We start from the raw sequence: 23,079 nt of genomic DNA, 5'->3' as shown, positions 1-23,079 counted from the left end.
TAAATGACTATAGATATGAGTTGAACCATTATTCTCCGCACAAAGGTGAGTAGAATTCTGTTATGGTATCTTATTACGAGAGAATTTGATGAGACTTTTAAAGGAAAAAAGCAAATGATACAGCTAAACTACTATGAAATAATCATAATAATAAAATGTTAAAGAAAAAGTAATTAGTATGACATATACTATAGATTTTGGAAAAGGCGCTGGACATAAATGAAAGAGAGAAAATTAGTTTTGAAAAAGAGTCAAAACGTTTTGAGATAGGAAAGAATACAGTATTTGTATGGAATAATAATTTACACATAACATCAGTAAGGATAAGCGTTTTGAGTTTTTTTCTATCAGATAAATGTTAAGCAAATTGCCTAATATAGCTAAACCAGTATAAAACAGCTGTATTATATACTTTTTAAGTATATCTATAGTGGCAGCAAAACTATTATAACTGTTTTATACTAGTTTAGCTATATATTTTTTTATTCATTCTTCAAAAAACTTGCAAAAAATCATCTATTATGCAGAAATTCTCTACCAGAGGAATCATATTCAGAACTCATTTTTTATTCTTCAGATCTTTATACTCTATCTTATCTTTTTTACAACTCTCTTTTTTTATTCTTTCTATCATATTCCTGTTAAACTGCTACTCTAATCCTTATTTCCTCTATCTCTATCCTATCTCATTATATCAAACTTGTGTAACAAAACGATAAGAAACTATCACATTATCATCACTAGACTTTTTTCAAAACTAGACTTTTTTCAAAACTAGAGAATGATGTAGAATAGCGTTATAAAGATCTGATTTGAAGTAATAATGAAATTAGATCAGATTAAAGAGTTAGGTGATGAAAAATTTCGTCGATTAACAGAAGTAAGGAAGGGAACATTTTCAAAGATGGTGGATATTTTGAGGCAAGCTGATTGTCTTAAGAAATCAAAAGGCGGGCGTAAAAATAAGCTCAATTTGGAGGAACAGTTGCTGATGGTCTTAGAATACCTTAGAGAATACTGTACTTATTCATATAGGCCAGAACTATGGGATTAGTGAAAGTTCAGCATATAAAGCTGTAAAATGGGTAGAAGACACCCTAGTTAAACACTCAAACTTTGCTCTTCCAGATCGTAAAGCTTTAATGAAGAGTGATATGAATTATGAAGTAGTCTTGATTGATGCTACTGAAAGTCCTATAGAAAGACCTAAAAAAAACAAAAATTCTATTATTCAGGAAAGAAGAAAAGGCATACACTAAAAACTCAAATAGTGTCAGATAAGAAAACCCACCAAGTAATATGTACAGATTTTTCTAACGCTAAAAAAACATGACTTTAGATTATTTAAGGAATCCAAAATTCTTATTCATCCTAAGGTTAAAGCGATTACTGATTCAGGATATCAAGGTATACAAAAAATTCACAATAATTCTGAATTATCAAAGAAAAAAAGCAAGAAAAATCCTTTAACAAAAAATGATAAAAAGAATAATCGTAGGTTAGCAGGAGAAAGAGTTGTCAATGAAAACGTTATTGGTATGCTAAAACGGTTCAAAATTATTGCTGACAAATATCGAAATAGACGTAAAAGATTCGGTATTAGATTTAATTTGATCTCTGGCATTTATAATTTTGATCTACCTTAACCAGTTTCGAAAAAGGTCTACTGTTATTATTGGTAATGCAGCAATTACCGCTTGTAAAATAGTAAAATCTTAGTACCATCATTACCTCAGAAAAAGATCAGACATAACAGTAATTGCAGCACATATTAGGATTTTTAAGTCTTATTTTTTTATGGGCAAAAATATTAAAAACGCAATTACTTTTAAAATTTTTATACCTGAAAGGCTTATGGTAATTTTGTTTCTTGATTTTTTATACAATATTTTATATCACTATTTTTAATGCTGTTCTTTCAACAGCTAGCTTATATACTCTGCTTCATAGCACACATCAATTTTTGGTAGTTTAATGGTACTATCTTTTTATTATAGCATTTTTGCAGAAGTTCTGGCGGTTATACATTTTTTCATATATAATATCATCAAATATAATTATATTTAAAAATTTGAAATACATGTTATGATTTGGCGTTATATACGCTGTTTAGCACAAGCTATCTTTAAAACAATAGAGCATGATGGTATTGAGCATGCAGGTTATATGGCCTTTATGATATTGTTATCAATTTTTCCATTTGTAATGTTTTTTTTAGCTTCCAGTAGCTTCTTAGGGGTATCGGAATTAGGAAAAAATGGTATTGCTATATTACTCAGTAATTTACCAGCAAATGTTGCAGAAACTATCGTTCCAAGAATACATGAAATACTTGAAAATCCTCCCCAAAGTTTGCTAACTCTAGCAATCTTTGGCACAATCTGGACATCTTCATCATTTGTTGAAGGCATACGTACAATATTGAATAGAGTACATCAAGTAAATTGTCCCCCGCCTTATTGGTTACGGAGACTATTAAGTATAACACAGTTTTTAATAACAAGTATTATCATTTTTTTAACCATAGTACTATTTGTCTTTACTCCAATAATATTAAGAAAGATACCAACAACAATTGTCTTTACCAAAACATTAAGTCCAATATGGATTTTGTTAAGATATACATTTATTGTGCTAACATTGTTTTTTACTGTATCAACAATCTACTATTTTGTTCCAAATACTAATTTAAAATTTAGAGAAGTAGTACCAGGAGCAATAATTACTGTGATGTTATGGATATTCAGTGGTACAATGCTATCTAAATCTACAGCTTACTATAGTCAATTAAATCTTATATATGGATCTTTAGGAAGCATAATTATTACGTTATTATTCTTTCATATAATAGCTATAATCTTCATATATGGAGCAGAATTTAATCATCAATTACTGAAAAAAAATGGCAAAAAATATTGGCACAAATACTAATTGACTATACTTATAATAACCAAAGTTCGATATAAGAAATATAGCAGAGAACAGAATGAGTAAGTACTTCCAATAGTTGAATGCAAAAAAAATATAAAAAAGCAAGAATAAAGAGGTAATATTAAAAACTCCTATAGCCATAAAAAGAAACACGATTATGATGTCTATAGCAAAGATTTTTAAGTTAATAGAACGCTTTTTGCAATAAAAAAGTAAAAATTACAGCACGTTTCACACCTATGTATAGTGTGAAACGTGCTGTAATTTTTACTTTTCCTGTAGTATGGCATATTTCTTATATCAAACTCGGGTTATGAATAGTATAATTTTAGGAATTGATGTTTCTAATGACACATTTGATACGGCTATGCTAATTAATAATAAAGTTCAAACAAAAAAATTTAATAATAACGCGCTGAATGGCTTTACAAACTAGTGACATGTTTGTATAGAATCTGCTGGTATAGCTAAACTACTACAAAAAAAATTATAATAGTCTGGTTATAACTATGATCTAGATAAGTTTTTCGAAAGATATATAACATACCCGTTTTATAGTGGCTTGGCTATATAGACTCTGCTTATGCTGATTCTCTAATATCTCAAGTTTTTAGTTAAAATTATTAATTTTTGCAGTAGTTTCTAAATACCGGCTTTCTATTACGCTCTCTAATCTATCTTTTAATGTTTTGACTTCAGCAAGTATTTCCTCTGTCTATTTCGCTCTCAAATCTACAACCTGCTCTACTCCAGAAATCTCTTCTCTTAACTCACGATTTTCTGAAAAGGCTATAGATTTTTTCGTTTTACAGCTTTCATACAAAAAATAAGAAACGAGCATTATTGTTATGCTTATAACAGTTAAGTCAACTACCTGCTTCTCTTGCGAATAACATCCGCTAATTCTGATAACCTGCTATAGCTAAGCTACTATAAAACAGTTGTAATAGTTCTGCTATAACTATGACCTAGATACACTTTTCAAAAAGTATATAATATAACTGTTTTATAGTAGCTTAGATGTATTTACTGGTAAGGCTTAGCACAATATCTTTATAGATAATAACTTTAAAAAGTTAGCATAGATATAGCAAGGTAGCATTTAGACTTAAGTTACCGCCATTAAAGAACAAAATATCACTGTGACATAGACACACTTTTCGAAAAATATATAACCTAACTGTTTTATAGTAGTTTATAGCTATATGAAGTTATCAGGAAAGCGGCAATACAGAAAAATTCGTATGTTACGTTTGATGTGGCTGGTGATGGAAACTTGGATAACTAAACTACTGCGCCTTTACTAACTTATTGGAAGGAGATAATGGCAAGATTTCTTTCTTGCAATACAGTAAAAAATATATACCATTGGTTAACAGTTGATGAAATAATGCTTTTAGATATATAAGCTTTATCAGAAAACAATTATTATTATTTATAAGATGCAGCTTAAAACCTAAGAACAAACTATAACTACTCTTAAGGAATTTTATATTATGGTACCCATGGCCGGACTTGAACCGGCAAGGACTAATGTCCCACGGATTTTAAGTCCGTTATGTCTACCATTCCATCACACGGGCTAAACATCTAACAACTTATAAACTAAAAAAGATGATAACTAGATATTTACTAAAAAGCAAGATATTTTTTCAGTTAGAAATCTATTTTATCTGGAATAATAAAGAGTATCATTAGACGTTGAATTCTATTAACGCCAGTTTAGGATAAGAAAAAGCAGAGAAAGCATAATGTAAAAGGTCTACGAGAGATAATGCACAATTAAATTATGCGATATATTTAAATATAATTTCAATTAATAACAGTTTATTCATTGATCATATTTCTACAAGTATTAGTTCATAATACTATACTTAATAACCTGAACATTGACCATTGTAATACTTGTATATATATCTCTTTCTAACTGTTTCTTATTCTAAATTTGCATGTGCAAACATGCGAGCAATAAATAAATGGCTATTAATTAAAACTATATTTAATATATCACATAATTATAATTGCACATTATCTTTTGTATACCTTTTGTATTATGCCTTCCCTGCTTTCTCTTATCCTAAACTGGCGTTATTATGCTTATACAATAACTTCCTGCATGCTTCCTGCAAGAGGAACATCGTTAGCATCTAGCACCATTGAAAAATTATTTTCTATGCTTTCACTTATTGATGTATTGTGATTATCTTCTATTATTTTCTCTACTGCTATAAAGCTACTGAAAGCAGTATCTTCTGTTGTTGTCATCTCACGCATTGTGAAATTTTCAGCACCATTCGATCCTTTTTCTATTTCGTTATCCAATGGTTCATTTGTATATATATAATCACCAGCAGCATTGATACCTGCTTTCCCTCCATAAAATGCAAACTGCGCTACTTTTGAAACAAGGTTAAGGCCATCACATATAAGATTAGCACCATGTGAAAAAATTTTACCTAATTTTTTACCGCCATCTTGTTTATATAATTCGAATGCTGCTGCTCCTACTGCAGCAATTTCTACATTCGTAATACGCTGTAATATAATAGGAGCTGCTAAATCAACAGCATACTTTGTTAAATCTGGTATAGATTGAGTAGGGTTATTTTCAGTACTATTTTTAGCAAACTGATTCACTTTCACTTTCTCAAAACTATAAATAGCGTTATGTATGCTACTATAATGATTTATAGCACTATTCGCTACAGGTTTTGCTTCTTGTATAGCTTGAACTGCTTTGGATACACAGTTATATGTTTCTCTTGAAAAAATTCTACGTAAAAAGTAAGACATAGACACCTTTTAATATTAATTAACTAAATATAAACAATTATTTATACTCAGTTAATATAGATTGCATATATATCAATGTCAATATACAAATACATAAAAGTACTATAACATGTTATATAAATAATACACATATTCTATGAAACTTGGGATGGTTTTTGAAATATCATGCAGTATTAACAAACATCTAATTTATTAGACTTCTTTCGAAACTGGTTAAGGTAGTTCAAAATTATCGCTGACAAATATCGAAATAGACGTAAAAGATTCGATCTTAGATTTAATTTGATCTCTTGCATTTATAATTTTGAACTCTTTAACCAGTTTCGAAAGAAGTCTATTGTATCACAGTCTCATAAAGGCATAGTATACAGTTTTCGCATTAGTTAAAAAGAAGAAAAAGTCATTATAAATATTATTAAGCATACTGATTCTAGATGTTAGGTATTGCAAATCTACAGAGCAATGTATAAGTTATAATTCAAGAAAACTCAAAAGTGTACATTGAACTTATAGAATAAAAACCTTGATTTTTTTAAATGAAGATAGAGCATAAAATTATAGCAATTTAAGATATTATACTTTCTTCATAACGCTAAAAATAATTTAGAGTTATAATTTTAAGAAATCAAAAACATAAAAAACATATCATTCTTTGCTATACTATAGCTTTTAAAAAGCTTATCCTTTCTTCTCGCGCTTTTTTATATTGCATCTCTTATTGCATTGAAGCTATATTTTTTGCATAGTTTCTAGTAAAATATATTATCATTGTTTAAATGTTCTAAGTATGATTGATATAATTTTACATCAGCAAAATGCCAAAAACTAAAATAACGATGTAATTTTTATGCTTTTTTTGTTTATATACAAAGTAAAGTTTGATCTAATAACGTTAGAATTATAAGCATAAATAGTTCATAACGTTAAAATTGTAAAAAATTAATAATCGGTGAGTAGTATATTAGTTGAAGGCGGCAAATCATTAAGGGGCGAGATAAATATTAGTGGTGCTAAAAATGCAGCTTTACCAATTATAGTTGCAAGCTTATTAAGTTCTAAAACTTTAGTTATCAATAATGTACCACAATTGTCAGATGTTAGTGATATGCTATTCATATTGAAAAGTTGTGGTGTTCATGTAGAAATTGTTGGAAGTGGAACTATTGCATTAACAGCTAATAACATTAGCGGTCATTTTTCTCCTCCATGTAATATAGTAAAAAAAATGAGGGCTTCTATTTGGATATTAGCCCCTTTATTATTACGTCTTGGGCAAGTTAGAATAGCATCACCAGGTGGATGTGCAATTGGGCAAAGACGTATTGACCTGCATTTAGCTGCATTAAAGGCATTTGGCGCTAATATTCAACTAGAAGACGACTATATTAGTGCGAATTGTAGTAGTAGAATGCACGGTATAAGTTTCAAGTTTGATAAGGTTTCAGTAGGAGCAACTATTACTGCTATTATGTGTGCAGTGTTAGCTAATGGTAGTACTAAACTTGCTAATTGTGCTCAAGAACCTGAAATTGCTGATTTATGTTATTGTTTAAGAAAAATGGGGGCAAATATTACAGGTATTGGTACTGCTAATATTAGTATCATAGGAGTTAAAGAGCTTAATGGGGCTAACTACAGTATTATTCCTGACCGTATTGAAGCTGGTACTTATATGGTAGCAGCAGCTATAACACAAGGGAAAATTAAGCTTAATAATGTTATATTTAAACATCTTAAATCAGCAATTACAAAACTGCGATTATCAGGCGCAATAATACAATATCAGAATGAAAATAGCTTAATTATCGAAGGGGCTAATATTATTAAGCCTCTTAATATACAAACTAATCCATATCCAAAATTTCCAACTGACCTTCAAGCTCAATTTATGAGCCTAATGTCTATTGCAGATGGAGTATCAATTATTACCGAGAATATATATGAAAATCGCTACATGCATGTATTTGAGCTAATTAAAATGGGAGCCAATATTGTCATTCAATCCAGAGAAGCAGTAGTTACAGGAGTCAAGAAATTACATGGTGCTGATGTAATAGCAACAGACCTTAGAGCTTCAGTATCTTTGGTTTTAGCTGGATTATCAGCTGTAGGGATTACTAAAGTTAAACGCATGCATCACTTAGACCGCGGATATGAGTCTTTAGTTGAAAAATTACAGAACTGTAATGCAAGAGTCCAAAGAATTCCTGATTAGTATTTAAAAATTTGTATTTTATAATTGAGCTTGATATGCTATTATAAATAGGCTATATGTTAAGTTTAAGAGCCATAATTACTATTACTTATAGTATAAAAAATTAAATAGTACTTACATACTATGTAAAATAATATAAACAACTGTATGTATTCGATATAAACAATTTATGATTAGTTAAGGTTAATTAAGGGCAGATTTTTTTATGAGTGCAGATTTACAAACTCCAGAAAAATTAACAGGAGCTCCAGTGATTACTGTATTTGGAGTAGGAGGAGGAGGAAGTAACGCTGTAGATAATATGATTACATCCAATTTGCAAGGAGTAACTTTTATTGTCGCAAATACTGATGCTCAGGCATTAAACATGTCTTTAGCCGAAAATAAGATTCAGCTTGGAAAAAGTACCATGGGAGCTGGAGCTGATCCTAATGTTGGGGCAGCAGCAGCAGAAGAGTCAGCCGATGAAATTAAACGCCATATTGAAAATAGTAATATGATATTCATTGCAGCTGGAATGGGCGGAGGAACTGGAACCGGCGCAGCTCCAGTAGTTGCAAGAATTGCTAAAGAGCTTGGAATTCTCACTGTTGCAGTTGTAACAAAACCTTTTACTCTTGAAGGTGGGCAAAGAATGAGAATCGCTGAAGCTGGAATTGAAGAATTGCAAAAGAATGTTGATACTGTAATAATAATTCCAAATCAATATTTATTTAGAGTTAGTAATCATATTACTACTTTTATTGAAGCATTTAAGATGGCTGATACTGTGTTAACAGATGCAGTAACTAATATGACTAGCTTAATTAACTTACCTGGACTAATTAATTTAGATTTTGCTGATGTTGTTACTATTATCAAAAAAGGAGGAAGGTCAATGATGGGAACAGGAGAAGCTAGCGGCGAGGATAGAGCTATTAAGGCTGCAGAAATTGCTATATCTAATCCTTTGCTTGATAATTCCTCCATCAGAAAAGCTGAGGGAGTATTGATTCATATTATTGGCGGAAATGATCTCACTTTAATGGAAGTTGATGAAGCAGTAAATCGTATTCGTAAAGAAATAGATGATGATGAGTCTAGAATTATATTCGGCGCAACTTTCAATCCAGATTTACAAGGCAAGATCAAGATATCAGTAATTGCATCATCTATTTGCAATCAATTATCAGAAGAAAAGAAATCAGCAGAAAATGCAGAAAATACTGACTTAGTAGATGATAGTAACATGGAATGTATTAAAACGGATGAAACTGATAAATTAAATGTAAGTGAATTAAATTGCAATATGGCGCATGACTCATTCAATGCTAATGTTACTAAAAATAGCGGTATCATCAACAATAAGCCACCAAAAGATGATAGTTTATCATTATTACACTCATCATCTATAAGACAACTAGAAGAACCTCAAACAAAGCCTAAGATGTCAATTTTTGCTAGAATGTGGCGTAGCATAAAATCTGATTATCCAACTGCTAAAGCAACCGAAGATAATGATTCCCAAGTAGCATCTGATGGAAATATTTATGAAATACCAACTTTTTTAAGAAAAAATAAGAAATGATGATCAATATTTAGATTGATCTGCTAATTATTTTATACATAGTTATTCAATATCTAACATAAAATTTACGGAACTATTTTTTATGATTACTTTAACAGACACGCTTCAAAGTACCGCATCTTTTTTAGAGTGGATAGCAGGTACAGTATTATCAGAGATTAAAGATTATGCCCAGGGTGTTACTGATGATACATCAGAGTTTTATCATGGATTTTCTAAAGAAACAAAAGAAGGTTGTGAAAAAATAAAAGAGGTTATTTACGGAGATAAGTTTCATGGTTTTGAAGCTGTCAAGGAGGTCCTTAAAGAAGTTTTAAAGATGTTGCTTGGGCAAATTAAATGTGTGCAAAAGTTTTTGTTAGCACGTAAAGGGGAAGCAGCGCTGCTTTCAATTGCTATACCTATAGTAGGCGAAATTATTGCTCCAGTAATCTTGGGATCAACATTGTTGATATATGCTTTAGATAAGGTTATAAAAAATCCACCTCCAGAAAAAAGCGCTGTAGCAAATACCAAGCAAGATATTGAAGAACGCTCTCCTAATGTAGATAAGATGAGAAAATACCCTAAACTATCTGATTTAGCACAAAAATATACCGAAATGGATGTAATAGCGCCTGATGTTGCATCATTAAGTAGTGATATTTTGCATGGTTTAGCGGAAAATTGCGCAAAATTTGCAAAGGAAAGCTCAATGAAATTGACTGGGTTAGAAGAAGAAATTAGCCGCTTGAAAGATCTATCGCTAGATAGTACAGAAGATTTTACAGTAGCTAAGAATACTCTTGAAAATATTCTTGCAAAATTAACAACGGAAGTTAGTATGCTATCTGAACATATAAGTAGTCTTGGTAATACACGTAATTTGGTTGAATCATCTATGAAAGATGAGATAGAAGCAAAGCATATTCCTCAAAAGCTAACTTCTGCGTTAGCATTAGATAACGGTCAAGCAGTAGCAGAATCAACATCAAATAGCCGCTCAAATAGAACTGCTGCTAATATTAATAATAGTAGTAAAAATTCTAAAAGCCGCTTTCAGGATTTTCAGTAATAGAGTAAATTATATTATTTGCGGAAATTGCAAAATAATAGCTTGATAGTAGCAAGAATATTGCAATGCATTATTTCACTACTCATATACTTTCCTAAAGGTTACTATGATCTATACCTATGTAAGCAAGCATAAATAAAAAACAGTGAGCAAAGTAGTCTGTTATAAATTTATGTATATAGCCAAGCTATTATAAAACAGTGATAATAGTTCAGCTATCTCTATGGTTCTTAGATAGGCTTTTCAAAAAGTATGCAATATAACTGTTTTATAGTAGCTTAGCTATATTATAAATTAATGAAATATAGATATGATCTCAGAAGTTATAAAGTATTGCATGTAATAAAATTAGTCTAAAATTAGATATTCATTATTTTCTATAAGAAAAAGTTGTACATAAATATCATTAGATCTTCCGCAAAATAATAAAAATAATTATAGCTATATCGATTTTGTTCATATTACTAAATTTTTATTTCACAGCAAGTCTAATTTTAACTCATACTCCTTTTTGACAGATTTTATAACATTGCTGTTCAGGCTTTACAATACTTTCTAAACAATTCTTCAGGTTTAATTGGAAAATCAAAATATGAATTTTATATATTAGACCTCGTTCGAAACTGGTTAATGTAGTTCAAAATTATAAATGCCAGAGATCAAATTAAATCTATATGAGTAGACCTAACCAATCGCTCAATTAGGCCCCTCCTCAGAACCGGAGTTGCAGAATTACCGCATCCGGCTCTCAAAAATAAGATAAGCATTATGCCTTATTTGTTGTCTAGAACATTGAGACAATCTTTCCAATTTTAGGAAAATTTACTCTTTTAAGTATCTCGGTTAGTCTTTTCCAATTCATCTTACGTTTTCCTCCCATTCTATTAAACCAGTTATATATTGCCCGTTTACTTTGGTTGATAAATGAACTTACTCGTCTTTTATTATCAGATATACCATGATAGTTGATCCATTCACCTAATAACTCTAATGACTTGTGATAATGCCTGCGTTTTGTCTTGCGTATTTAGCTGACTGACTACGCAAATATTTTCTCAGTCCTTTCAGTTTCTCAGTAAAACGATCTCTCCTTGAGGTATATTTTAGTCTCCATGTTGTGCCAAATCTTGATTTGCCCCAATAGCAAGTAAATCCAAGAAAATTATAACTTGCGATCTTCTTGTCTTGTTTGGCTAAATTTGCAGCATGGTCTCTACCAGATTTAATCATTTGTGATTTAGCTTCATTGATATTTAGCCCATACTTATTTAACCTTTTAGGCAAAACATCATAAAACCTTTTCGCATCTGTTTCCTTTTCAAAGACAAATACCATATCGTCGCAGTACCTCACCATTCCTGTTTGTCCCATTAAGTTTTCTTTGCTGATTTTTGCAAACCAGCTATCTATAACATAATGCAGAAAGACATTTGCCAGAATTGGTGAAACTATTGATCCTTGACGACAACCTTCTTTGTTAGTAACTATAGTACCATTTTCTATGATTGGTGTTTCAATCAGTTTCATAACTAGTCTTAGAAATTCCATCAACTCACAATGCTTGATTGTATTGAAACACTTTGTTATATCAATCTCTACTATAGCCCCTTTATTGAAGTTATACGTAAGTCTATTTAACTCCCTTAAAGCGTCGTGTGCATTTAATTTAGGTCGAAATCCATATGAATACTTTAAGAATATTGGCTCAAACACAGAGTTTAATATCTTGCTTACTGTAGACTCGATTATCTTATCTTCAAAACATGATATTATCAAAGGTCTTTTGCCTCCATCTTCTTTTGGAATTTCTGTTATTCGTGCAGGTTTAGCTTGATATTGCCATTTGCGAATTCTAGTAAGAAGCGAGAGCAGATTTGCTTTCAACTTCTTACCATAATCAGCTTTGGTTATACCATCTATTCCTATCGCTTTCTTGCTATCGAGTTCCTTATATTGTTCTTCTAACATCTTTAAATCAATGATATGTCCAAGATTATTAAACTTTATGTCTTGATTTAGATTATTAAACTTTATGTCTTGATTTTTCGATGATAGCAACTTTATACGCTCAAGTTTCGTTAACCATGTATTTCTGTCTATGCTGTGTACAGCCATTGTTTCCCTCTTGCATTCTTACTTTTCTGCTAACCCTTTGCTCCACCCACATTACTAGGTTTCATCACTACTATGGCTAACTCAGCCATCCTTACACCATCTCCAAAGCCTTATGTTTCACCACTTGTACTTTGAATACTTACTTAATTACGTAAGAGTTATAAGGACTTCTCAAGTTGTGTCATTAATCTTTACAAACTCGCTGACGCCTGCGACCCCGGTGGTTGAAAATTTTTGGATTTTTACTAGTTTGACCTCCAATCTTCTTTTGCCTACTATGTGCTAGAACATATCGGCTTCCACTACATCTCACTTTCAGGGCTATCACGTTCACCATTTGGTTTCGGCTCGAATGTTTCACTGTCTACGCTTTACTACTGTCGTTACCTTCAGCAGCACAAGACTCGCTATATGGTGGATCTAGCTTCTCCTTCCATAACTGGACTTTCACCAGTAAGATTAATTCACCTTTTCTTGACGCACAGACCGAATCTTTTACGTCTATTTCGATATTTGTCAGCAATAATTTTGAACTGTTTTAGCATACCGATAACGGTTTCATTCACAACCCTTTCTCCTGCTAATCTAGGATTATTCTTTTTATCATTTTTAGTTAAAGGATTTTTCTTGCTTTTTTTCTTTGGTAATTCAGAATTATTGTGAATTTTTTGTATACCTTGATATCCTGTATCAGTAATCGCTTTAACCTTAGGATGAATAAGAATTTTGGATTCCTTAAATAATCTAAAGTCATGCTTTTTACCGTTAGAAAAATCTGTATATATTACTTAGTGTGTTTGCTTGTCTACCACTATTTGAGTTTTTAGTGTATGTCTTTTCTTCTTTTCTGAATAATAGAATTTTTGTTTTTTTTAGGTCTTTCTATAGGACTCTCAGTAGCATCAATCAAGACTACTTCATAATTCATATCGCTCTTCATTAGAGCTTTACGACCTGGAAGAGCAGAGTTTGGGTGTTTAACTAGGGCATATCTTCTACCCATTTTACAGCTTTATATGCTCAACTTTCACTAATCCCATAGTTCTGACCTATATGGAAATAAGTGCGGTATTCTCTAAGGTATTCTAAGACCATCAGCAACTGTTCATCCAAATTGAGCTATTTTTACACACACATTTTGATTTCTTAAGACAATCAGCTTGCCTAAAAATATCCACCATCTTTGAGAATGTTCCCTTCCTTACCACTGTTAATCAACGAAATTTTTCATCCTTTATAATTTTTAATCTGATCGAATTTCATTATTACTTCAAATCAGATCTTTATAACACTATTCTACATCATTCTCTAGTTTCGAAAGAAGTCTATTATTAATTAATACAGCTGCACCAAATGTTTCTTTAGAAATATCAATTCCTACAATTATACTATTCATAATCACCAAATTTTATGTTAAACTTAATATATCCAAACCAACCTTGTAAATACAGGCTATTAGCCTTAGGATCACTACTGTATACTAGCTTTCTTTTGTACTATTGCTATAATCTTTTATTTTATTGCAATTTCACTTATTTTCATCATACAAGGAATAGGTGGTATAACCAAAGCTGATTATGGTAAGAAGTTGAAAGCAAATCTGCTCTCGCTTTTTACTAGAATTTGAAATGAGCAATATCAAGCTAAACCTGTACGAATGTTGATGGAATTTCTAAGAAAGAGAATATCTGACAAGAAATTTTTAAGACTAGTTATGGAAACTGATTGTAATAATAGAATTATGTTACTATGCTGTGCTAGTATTAAAAGATGCGTGATTAAAATAACTGACTTTGATAAATAATATGGTAACACGAATTTCAAGTGTAACATGGAGTGGTATTAATGTGCTTGATGTTGACATACAAGTTAAAATTTCTACTGGAATACCATGTTTTACAATAGTAGGTTTGGCAGACAAGACTGTTACAGAAGCAAGAGAAAGGGTAAAAGCTGCTTTATCTTCTATTGGATTAGCGTTACCTGCTAAGAAAATATTAGTTAATTTAGCTCCAGCTGACTTAGTTAAGGAAGGAAGTCATTTCGATTTAGCTATTGCATGTGCAATATTAACCAGTATGAATATTTTGCATTGTAATGAAATGGCAGAATATCTTATTCTAGGTGAGTTATCATTAGATGGAGCATTATTACCTGTAGCTGGAGTTTTGCCAGCAGCTATTGGAGCTCTTGAAAGAGACAAAGGGATTATCTGTCCTGCAGCTAATTGTAAGGAAGCTGCATGGTCTAGCAATAAAAAAATAGTTACTCCAATAGATTTATTATCATTAGTTAATCATTTTAAAGGTACTCAAGTAATACGACAGCCAGAAGTTAATATTAGTTCTGTGAAAGATAATTATCATGATTTAAAAGATATTGTTGGACAAGCTATACCTAAAAGAGCTTTAGAGATTGCTGCTGCTGGTAGACATCATATGTTAATGTCAGGTCCACCAGGTACTGGCAAGTCAATGTTAGCTGAAAGATTGCCTGGTATACTACCTGAAATGTCTCCAATAGAAATTTTAGAGTGCAGTATGATAGCTAGCGTTGCTAATCTTATTAAGGAAGGTAACTTAATTCAACATAGACCATTTAGATCACCTCATCATACTTGTTCTATTGCTGCTATGGTTGGAGGAGGAATTAGCAAGCGAGTTAAACCAGGAGAAATTTCTTTAGCTCATAATGGTATACTATTTCTAGATGAGCTACCTGAATTTTCAACTAATACTATTGAAGCTTTGCGTCAACCTTTAGAATCAGCTGAAGTGCATATTTCTCGTGTTAACTTCAGTGTAAAATATCCTGCTAGGTTTCAGTTAATTGCAGCTATGAATCCATGCAAATGCGGATATTTATCTGATGCTGCTAAAGCTTGTAATAAAGCTCCAAGATGTGGAATTGACTATCAAATGAGAATTTCTGGTCCTATGAGAGATCGTTTTGATATTTATGTTGAAGTAGCAGAAGTTACATATAATGTGGATGATAAATGTTCAATATCTGAGTCTTCAACTGAAGTCTTAAAACGAGTTGACAATGCTCATACAATACAACTCACTAGGTATGATGGATATGGTATAAGCTCAAATAGTCAGTTATTTGGTCAGTTATTAACAGATTTTGCTGCTCCTACTAGTGAAGGACAGAAGTTATTAAATGATGCTGCTATAAAATTTAAGTTGTCTATGCGAGGATATAATAAAGTATTAAAAGTTGCACGTACAATAGCAGATTTAGAAAATATTAAAATGGTAAATAAGTTTCATATAGCTGAGGCTTTAAGTTATAGACAACTAAATTTAAATTAGGTACAGTAGATATGACATTGTGAATTGAAAAATATTGATCTTGGTACAATAAAATAGAAATAGAGAATTAGGATAATAAATCAAAAAAGGTGGTAAGGTAAAAATTTTATTTGTTACTATGAAAGGATTTTAAAAATCATTAGCTATATAGCTAAACTAGTATAAAACAGTTATGTTATATACTTTTCGAAAAGGATGTCTAAGTTACAGTGATATTTCATTCTGCTTGATTTAGCTTGAAATCATTTTTTCAATAGGATTTAAATCAGGAGAATAAGGTAGCAGAAAAATAACTTTACAACCAACAGATTATATTAACTATTTTATCGCCTCTTTCTATGCTTAAACCTCATTGTAGATGACTATAAACGCTAATTTAGGATAAGAGAAAATATGAAAGGTAGTGAGTAAAAGGTATACAAGAGATAATGTATAATTATATTATCTGTAGTTTCAATTAATAAACGTTTATTTATTGCTCATATTTCTACAAATATTCTTTCATAATACTATACTTAATAACCTGAACATTCACCATTATAACACTTGTATATTATACATCTTTCGAAACTGGTTAACGTAGTTTAAAATTATAAATGCCAGAGGTCAAATTAAATCTATGCGAGTAGACCTAACCAATTGCTCAATTAGGCCCCTCCTCAGAACCGGACTTGCAGAATTACCGCATCCGGCTCTCAAAAATAAGATAAGCATTATGCCTTATTTGTTGTCTAGAACATTGAGACAATCTTTCCAATTTTAGGAAAATTTACTCTTTTAAGTATCTCGGTTAGTCTTTTCCAATTCATCTTACGTTTTCCTCCCATTCTATTAAACCAGTTATATATTGCCCGTTTACTTTGGTTGATAAATGAACTTACTCGTCTTTTATTATCAGATATACCATGATAGTTGATCCATTCACCTAATAACTCTAATGACTTGTGATAATGCCTGCGTTTTGTCTTGCGTATTTAGCTGACCACGCAAATATTTTCTCAGTCCTTTCAGTTTCTCAGTAAAACGATCTCTTCTTGAGGTATATTTTAGTCTCCATGTTGTGCCAAATCTTGATTTACCACAATAGCAAGTAAATCCAAGAAAATTATAACTTGTGATCTTCTTGCCTTGTTTGGCTAAATTTGCAGCATGGTCTCTACCAGATTTTATCATTTGTGATTTAGCTTCATTGATATTTAGCCCATACTTATTTAACCTTTTAGGCAAAACATCATAAAACCTTTTCGCATCTGTTTCCTTTTCAAAGACAAATACCATATCGTCGCAGTACCTCACCATTCCTGTTTGTCCCATTAAGTTTTCTTTGCTGATTTTTGCAAACCAGCTATCTATAACATAATGCAGAAAGACATTTGCCAGAATTGGTGAAACTATTGATCCTTGACGACAACCTTCTTTGTTAGTAACTATAGTACCATTTTCTATGATTGGTGTTTCAATCAGTTTCATAACTAGTCTTAGAAATTTCTTGTCAGATATTCTCTTTCTTAGAAATTCCATCAACTCACAATGCTTGATTGTATTGAAACACTTTGTTATATCAATCTCTACTATAGCCCCTTTATTGAAGTTATACGTAAGTCTATTTAACTCCCTTAAAGCGTCGTGTGCATTTAATTTAGGTCGAAATCCATATGAATACTTTAAGAATATTTGCTCAAACACAGAGTTTAGTATCTTGCTTACTGTAGACTCGATTATCTTATCTTCAAAACATGATATTACCAAAGGTCTTTTGCCTCCATCTTCTTTTGGAATTTCTGTTATTCGTGCAGGTTTAGCCTGATATTTCCCATTGCAAATTCTAGTAAGAAGCGAGAGCAGATTTGCTTTCAACTTCTTACCATAATCCTCTTTGGTTATACCATCTATTCCTATCGCTTTCTTGCTATCGAGTTCCTTATATTGTTCTTCTAATATCTTTAAATCAATGATATGTCCAAGATTATTAAACTTTATGTCTTGATTTTTCGATGATAGCAACTTTATACGCTCAAGTTTCGTTAACCATGTATTTCTGTCTATGCTGTGTACAGTCATTGTACATTTCAATGTTTAAGACTACTTGTTATTATAAGCCTTTCAGAGTGTTAAATTTTGAGTATAGCTACTAAATTGCTATATTTACGCGGGATAAAAACGTGGTTTTTGATAGCAAAAATTGCCTAAATCACCTGCTATACCTGACATTTTTGGAGGTTAGAAATGGCGCTAAATTTGCGTAATTTGGCAAGCAATAATTGTAAAATTGCTAATAATAACAGTAGCAATAATGCAACTGTTTTTTATCGTTTTATTGGAAATTTTGTTCCAGCAGAATGGAAAGATCTGATTGGAGATAATGCTAAAGCTTTAAGCAAGACATCTAAACAGCTTCTATCATTGATAGTATATAAACTACAGATCTATTACAATAATGATATAGAGGAATTACAAGACAGTTATCACTCTTTTGAAAAGGAGTTGCAGGTTTGTCAACGCAGGGTTAGGCAATGCTTAGTTGAACTACAAAAAGCTGGTTTCATTGAAGTTGAAAATAGGACAATAATTAAAAACAATTTTAAGTTGCGTAATGTTCCTTGTATAAAACTTCTAAAAAATTTTCAGCGTTTTACTGAAAAAGAAAAAAAGAAGAAAAAATTGTCCTTCTACAACAAAAAAATTTTCACATCAATTTGCAAGAATTTGCAGGTGAACCTGCAAAAAATTGCAGCTACATATATAGATATAATAAAATAATAATAGATCTAGATCTACTGAAGTTAAGTTAGTAGAGAATGATCAAAATAAAAATGAAGATCAGCAGCAAAATTTGAAGTTTAAATATACTGAATCTGATGATTTTATAGAAATTGAGTTAGTAGGAAATGAAAAAGAAGATCAACAGCAACAACAGAATTTGAATTTCTATGAGCTTAGTGATGTTAGTAATGACAAGCCATCAAACAATGATTATGAGCAAAACAGTAAGTTAGCAACTCCAGCTATTATCGATAATTCAGAGGTTGAAAAGAATGAATGCTGCCCCAAAAGAAAAAGACTAGCAGATTATTATCCACTAACACCAGAAGATGCAGTTATACTACAACGTATGTCTAGTAGAAGCTTCAACATATACTTCATAAATCAATTACTGTTGAAGTTATCAAATAAATATTCATTCCGTTATTTTGAAAATAAGATAGCAGTGCTAAACTATATGGCAAAAGCCTTAGCAAATGAATTACTAACTACTGATCAGGCTAATAGTGGAAATTTTCGATTTAATGATGTAGGAAGATTTAAAGAACAGTATCTAGCAAACATTGAATCTGGTACAGATCGTAGTATGAAGGCTCAGTTGAAGCGTAAAATAGCTGGAGTCTTTGAAGCAGATACTGCTTATCAAATTTTAACATCTTGTGATTTTGGGGCAGCAGTTAAAAACAAATATTACATCAAGTTGATTAAGAATATTTTACTATCAGATCATATTAAATTCAAGATATTACAGGAGGTACGAGCTGTGCATAGCAATGATATTGAGCAGTTACAAGTTATACCATTTGATGAATCAAAACAAGTTATCAATAACACAACGGAGTATCAAAAAACAACAATTTTACAGCAACAAATGAGTGATGAAGATTACCTTTCAGAACTTAGTAAAGAGCTAAGTTCTAACTCTATATTGTTCAAAGTACGAAAATACATACTTCAACATTACGAATATGAGCAAGTTATTGATAAACTATGGTTTAGTAAGTTAGAAGTTGTAAATGAAGATAATGTTAATAAAAAGATATTCATTAAGGCTCTAACAAGCTTTGCAAATAGCTATATCAAATCAAATTTTAAACCCATTCTAGAGCGTGCTTTTGCAGCTCAAGGGTTTTCGTTTGAATTAGTTGAGTTTGTAGAAAGTTAGATTAATGATTAATAGCTGTGAAATACAAAATTCTACTCAGAAAAATTATGGTGCTTTATTTATTTTTTTGTTATATTGTAAGTTATATGATAATCCTTTAACAGATTGCGAAGGTTCAAAAAGGTGAAAATTCATGAATAATTATTTATCGTTCTATGCTTTGCTGCTAAGCAAAGCTGTACTGGAGATTATATTACAATAGGGATAGTATAATTTCAGGAGTAAAATGATGTCTGAATCTAAGGCTAAATATAGATATGCTTTGCATTGTGATATTAATAATACAATAAGTTAATATATTTAAATTTTAATTATAGTTAACCAGAGTTTGATATCCAAATATAGCAAAACCTAGGAAAAATAAGTGTTATAGTTCTTTTAATACTTATGTATAGATTAAACATTTATCGTCGTAGATTCTTTGTTTAAAATACTTGCTACATGTTTCTAGTAAGAAAAAATCTCTGCTAGATAGATAATAATAGTTTCACTTGGTTTTTTATGTACCTTTTTTGTAATGTTACACTATAGTTGCAATACTTTCTATTCATACAGTTTGCCATACTTTTTATCTCAAATTCTGGTTATTATAGCTAACTTGAATTTATTAAGTTAGCTGTTTGTTCACTTTTCCTATTGCTTCGTATTTTGCAATTTTCTTAATTGACTTTAATATTTTTTACAATTATACATTTAGTATAAAATTTTAAACAGAGATTAAGGATTATTAAATATATGATATCAGATGAAATACGAAGAGAGGCTTTTGGGTATGTGCAAGCAGGTAATAAGGCCGCTCTTCTAGAATTAACAGCCTTGCATCCTAAATTAGTTTATACCAGATCTCAAGCAAACAATGATACACTACTCATAAGAGCGTTTAAGTATCTAAGAGAGGACATCATCGAAGCTCTATTGATTCTTGAAGCTGATATCAGTGCTAAAGATGAGCATGGTATGCCTGCCACAATGTGGATTTATGATACTAAACGTACTGATTTAACTACTGAGGAGTACGATAATACTGCATTACGTATATCAAAAAAATATCTTTCTCTTGATGAAAAGGCTAAACTTTATTCAGATGACTACACTAATTTGCTACTTAACAGCACTAAAGATAAGTTTCCAGTACATTATAATGATGAAGGATATGATCATACTACTATACTAACAAAAATTATACAGAGAAATTTAGTACAGTCTGCAGAATGGTTTATTAAAAACTTTCAACTTAATCAAAATGAGATAGCAGAAAGCCTTATAGCAGGTACCATCAGAATGTCTAGCGGTAACTTAACTAGTACTGAAGTAAGAAAAGTAGAACTTTTTTTAGAAAAACATTTGAGTCTAATAGATGAAAACTCAAAGTGCGCTAATAATTTAGCAGAAATGCTCTTTCAAAGAAAATTCTATGAGGCAGATATTGGTTACTGTCATTATTGCTTTAGTGAATTGGGAAGGTTGCAAAGTGGTCAATCTATTGGACATCATGGAGCTATGATTTACAATGATATTCATGTATTAGTTGCAAAGATGTTAATAAAATTTGGAATTGATTTAAAAAAGTACGAATCATATGTTGAAAGTTTAATATCAGTACATGATAACCTTATTCCATTATTCTGTAGGCAAATTAACGTAAAGAACTATAAATCATACTATGATAAACTACCTAGTAATGTTAAGGAGTTATTGGAGTCAGAGTTTCCTGCTAAAGATGAGCCTCCTTCTCACAACGAATTCGTAGTAATAGATGATGATTCAGATTATGATGAGGAGTTAGAAATAGTAGATGTATATGATGTATTTATTAATACAAGAATGCATTTTCATCTAGAACAATATGCAGTCATATTGGAATCTACTAAGAAAAAAATGTTACAGCTTACTAAAGTTAGTAGTATTCTTTCTAAGATAAAACATACTAAAGATTACGAAGATTCTCAGATTTTAGCTGAAGATTTACCTATTACAATAGATGTAGTATTAAATAGAATCGATTATCTAAGAAAAAAAGATAATGCTCAAGAATCTGATAAACAAGAAATTGAAGCTCTATCAAACTTTATTAGCAATAAAATTATCTTATCTGTTGCAACTGATGAAGAAGCTATAGATGTATGCAATAACTTCATAGAATATTTTATGAATAAATGTAACAGCAAGACACGTTTTGAAGAGTTCTTGAATGAAAATATGCTAGAAGATAAAGCTAATAAGGCTCTTAAATTTATGCTATATCAAACAACAGAAGATAGTTTTAAAACAAATATTTCTAGCTTAGCAACTAAAATTATAGAACTAACAAATGGAATAGTACTTCCATTTGACATTGATTTTTTAAATTTAAATGATACTAATTCAAAAATAGTAGATATTGATTATGATAAACAAATCTTAATAAAAAATAACCTAAAAGTATTCAGTTCTCCGAATACATATCGCCTTCCTAATGTTGATAAATTAGAAGAATTATCATCAGAGTATAATAGTCCTGATATGTGTCAGTATTATAAAAATCATCTAGAAGCATTTAATCCAATATCAATGTTGTTAGAGATCGCTCATGATGAAGATAAATTATCTGAGCAAAAGCAAGCTTTTAGTAATGACTATGCAAATATAAAATCAAAAGCTGAAGAGCAGAGTTCAGATCCATTAAAATTAACGCAAGTAATGTCAAAATTAACACATATAACTCTAGTTATTGATGAGTCTCTTAATTTATGTATGAAATTAAGCAAATATTTAAATATTAGTCCACTTAAGCTATTACTTAAAGAGTATCAAGATAAGTATGCTTTATTATCTGAAGAGTATAACAATGTATTGATGGAGCATAATGATGAACAGGGCGTTATTGGTGATATAGAAATTGAATCGAGTAGTATAGATTTGTAAAAAAGCTTGCAAAATAACTTGGTTTAGTTTTATAAGAGGTATATTAAATTTATTAAATACAAAGGTTGATATAAGAAAGGTATTAAAATATAGGAAAGGTAAGGATGATAGGATTTTTTGCTTATGGATAGTGTTAAACATTATTTTTTCTTGATAATGCGCTTTCTATTAAGTATAAAATCTTTACTAAATGCATCATAACAGTTCTACTTGTTTCTTTTTATGAATCTAGTAGTTTTTAATACGCCTTCTTTA

The 23,079-nt window shown here is 30.7% G+C and carries 11 protein-coding genes, 1 tRNA gene and 4 pseudogenes; 10 read left to right on the top strand and 6 right to left on the bottom strand.

Annotated elements, in window-relative coordinates:
- Positions 1-823 precede the first annotated feature (823 nt).
- Together OTBS_RS12930 and OTBS_RS07455 are read left to right on the top strand one after the other, a co-directional pair.
- Positions 824-1,646 (top strand): annotated as a pseudogene (locus OTBS_RS12930) (IS5 family transposase).
- A gap of 439 nt (positions 1,647-2,085) precedes the next feature.
- Positions 2,086-2,931: a YihY/virulence factor BrkB family protein gene (locus OTBS_RS07455; RefSeq protein ID WP_011944973.1), complete on the top strand. Its 846-nt coding sequence runs from the start codon at positions 2,086-2,088 to the stop codon at positions 2,929-2,931.
- 1,497 nt (positions 2,932-4,428) lie between these two features.
- Here OTBS_RS07455 and OTBS_RS07450 read toward each other — a convergent pair.
- Both OTBS_RS07450 and OTBS_RS07445 read right to left on the bottom strand, forming a co-directional pair.
- Positions 4,429-4,514, bottom strand: a tRNA-Leu gene (locus OTBS_RS07450).
- Positions 4,515-5,028: 514 nt separating this feature from the next.
- A complete protein-coding gene (locus tag OTBS_RS07445) occupies positions 5,029-5,724 on the bottom strand; it encodes a hypothetical protein (protein ID WP_041621319.1) in 696 nt (231 codons plus the stop codon).
- Between the two features lie 222 nt (positions 5,725-5,946).
- On the opposite strand from OTBS_RS07445, the pseudogene OTBS_RS18475 reads away from it, so the two are divergent.
- From OTBS_RS18475 to OTBS_RS07430, 4 genes and pseudogenes are all read left to right on the top strand, one after another.
- Positions 5,947-6,036, top strand: a pseudogene (locus OTBS_RS18475) (IS5/IS1182 family transposase); the annotation flags it as partial.
- Between the two features lie 637 nt (positions 6,037-6,673).
- Complete coding sequence (murA, locus tag OTBS_RS07440; protein WP_011944970.1) at positions 6,674-7,939, top strand: UDP-N-acetylglucosamine 1-carboxyvinyltransferase; 1,266 nt, start codon at positions 6,674-6,676, stop codon at positions 7,937-7,939.
- Between the two features lie 205 nt (positions 7,940-8,144).
- Positions 8,145-9,506: a cell division protein FtsZ gene (gene ftsZ / locus OTBS_RS07435; protein WP_011944969.1), complete on the top strand. Its 1,362-nt coding sequence runs from the start codon at positions 8,145-8,147 to the stop codon at positions 9,504-9,506.
- Between the two features lie 82 nt (positions 9,507-9,588).
- A complete protein-coding gene (locus tag OTBS_RS07430) occupies positions 9,589-10,560 on the top strand; it encodes a hypothetical protein (protein ID WP_011944968.1) in 972 nt (323 codons plus the stop codon).
- A 987-nt stretch (positions 10,561-11,547) separates the two neighbouring features.
- On the opposite strand, the gene OTBS_RS07425 is transcribed toward OTBS_RS07430, so the two are convergent.
- From OTBS_RS07425 to OTBS_RS14495, 3 genes and pseudogenes are all read right to left on the bottom strand, one after another.
- Positions 11,548-12,675 carry a reverse transcriptase domain-containing protein gene (locus OTBS_RS07425; RefSeq protein ID WP_232488973.1) on the bottom strand — a complete coding sequence of 376 codons (1,128 nt, stop codon included), beginning with the start codon at positions 12,673-12,675 and terminating at the stop codon, positions 11,548-11,550.
- A gap of 464 nt (positions 12,676-13,139) precedes the next feature.
- A pseudogene (locus OTBS_RS12910) lies at positions 13,140-13,938 on the bottom strand (IS5 family transposase).
- Between the two features lie 37 nt (positions 13,939-13,975).
- Positions 13,976-14,077: pseudogene (locus OTBS_RS14495) on the bottom strand (IS110 family transposase); the annotation flags it as partial.
- Positions 14,078-14,480: 403 nt separating this feature from the next.
- On the opposite strand from OTBS_RS14495, the gene OTBS_RS07415 reads away from it, so the two are divergent.
- Positions 14,481-15,992: a YifB family Mg chelatase-like AAA ATPase gene (locus tag OTBS_RS07415; RefSeq protein WP_011944966.1), complete on the top strand. Its 1,512-nt coding sequence runs from the start codon at positions 14,481-14,483 to the stop codon at positions 15,990-15,992.
- A gap of 921 nt (positions 15,993-16,913) precedes the next feature.
- Here OTBS_RS07415 and OTBS_RS07410 read toward each other — a convergent pair.
- Complete coding sequence (locus OTBS_RS07410) at positions 16,914-18,053, bottom strand: reverse transcriptase domain-containing protein (RefSeq protein ID WP_080571891.1); 1,140 nt, start codon at positions 18,051-18,053, stop codon at positions 16,914-16,916.
- A 165-nt stretch (positions 18,054-18,218) separates the two neighbouring features.
- Between OTBS_RS07410 and OTBS_RS15210 the strand changes: the two genes are divergently transcribed.
- The 3 genes from OTBS_RS15210 (at position 18,219) to OTBS_RS07395 (ending at position 22,824) form a co-directional block, all read left to right on the top strand.
- A complete protein-coding gene (locus tag OTBS_RS15210; RefSeq protein ID WP_041621224.1) occupies positions 18,219-18,752 on the top strand; it encodes a hypothetical protein in 534 nt (177 codons plus the stop codon).
- Between the two features lie 73 nt (positions 18,753-18,825).
- Complete coding sequence (locus OTBS_RS15205; RefSeq protein WP_232488824.1) at positions 18,826-19,920, top strand: hypothetical protein; 1,095 nt, start codon at positions 18,826-18,828, stop codon at positions 19,918-19,920.
- 735 nt (positions 19,921-20,655) lie between these two features.
- Positions 20,656-22,824, top strand: a complete 2,169-nt coding sequence (locus OTBS_RS07395; RefSeq protein WP_011944965.1) for a hypothetical protein — start codon at positions 20,656-20,658, stop codon at positions 22,822-22,824.
- The last annotated feature ends 255 nt before the right edge of the window (positions 22,825-23,079 follow it).

The sequence above is a fragment of the Orientia tsutsugamushi str. Boryong genome, assembly GCF_000063545.1.
Lineage (GTDB): Bacteria > Pseudomonadota > Alphaproteobacteria > Rickettsiales > Rickettsiaceae > Orientia > Orientia tsutsugamushi_C.
This window is presented reverse-complemented; position numbering and strand designations above follow the sequence as displayed.

Coding starts and splice junctions, on each gene's coding strand:
- OTBS_RS07395 (WP_011944965.1), top strand. CDS start 20,656: ATGATATCAGATGAAATACGAAGAGAGGCTTTTGGGTATGTGCAAGCA.
- OTBS_RS07425 (WP_232488973.1), bottom strand. CDS start 12,675: ATGGCTGTACACAGCATAGACAGAAATACATGGTTAACGAAACTTGAG.
- OTBS_RS07455 (WP_011944973.1), top strand. CDS start 2,086: ATGATTTGGCGTTATATACGCTGTTTAGCACAAGCTATCTTTAAAACA.
- OTBS_RS07415 (WP_011944966.1), top strand. CDS start 14,481: ATGGTAACACGAATTTCAAGTGTAACATGGAGTGGTATTAATGTGCTT.
- OTBS_RS07430 (WP_011944968.1), top strand. CDS start 9,589: ATGATTACTTTAACAGACACGCTTCAAAGTACCGCATCTTTTTTAGAG.
- OTBS_RS07445 (WP_041621319.1), bottom strand. CDS start 5,724: ATGTCTTACTTTTTACGTAGAATTTTTTCAAGAGAAACATATAACTGT.
- OTBS_RS15210 (WP_041621224.1), top strand. CDS start 18,219: ATGGCGCTAAATTTGCGTAATTTGGCAAGCAATAATTGTAAAATTGCT.
- ftsZ (WP_011944969.1), top strand. CDS start 8,145: ATGAGTGCAGATTTACAAACTCCAGAAAAATTAACAGGAGCTCCAGTG.
- OTBS_RS07410 (WP_080571891.1), bottom strand. CDS start 18,053: ATGACTGTACACAGCATAGACAGAAATACATGGTTAACGAAACTTGAG.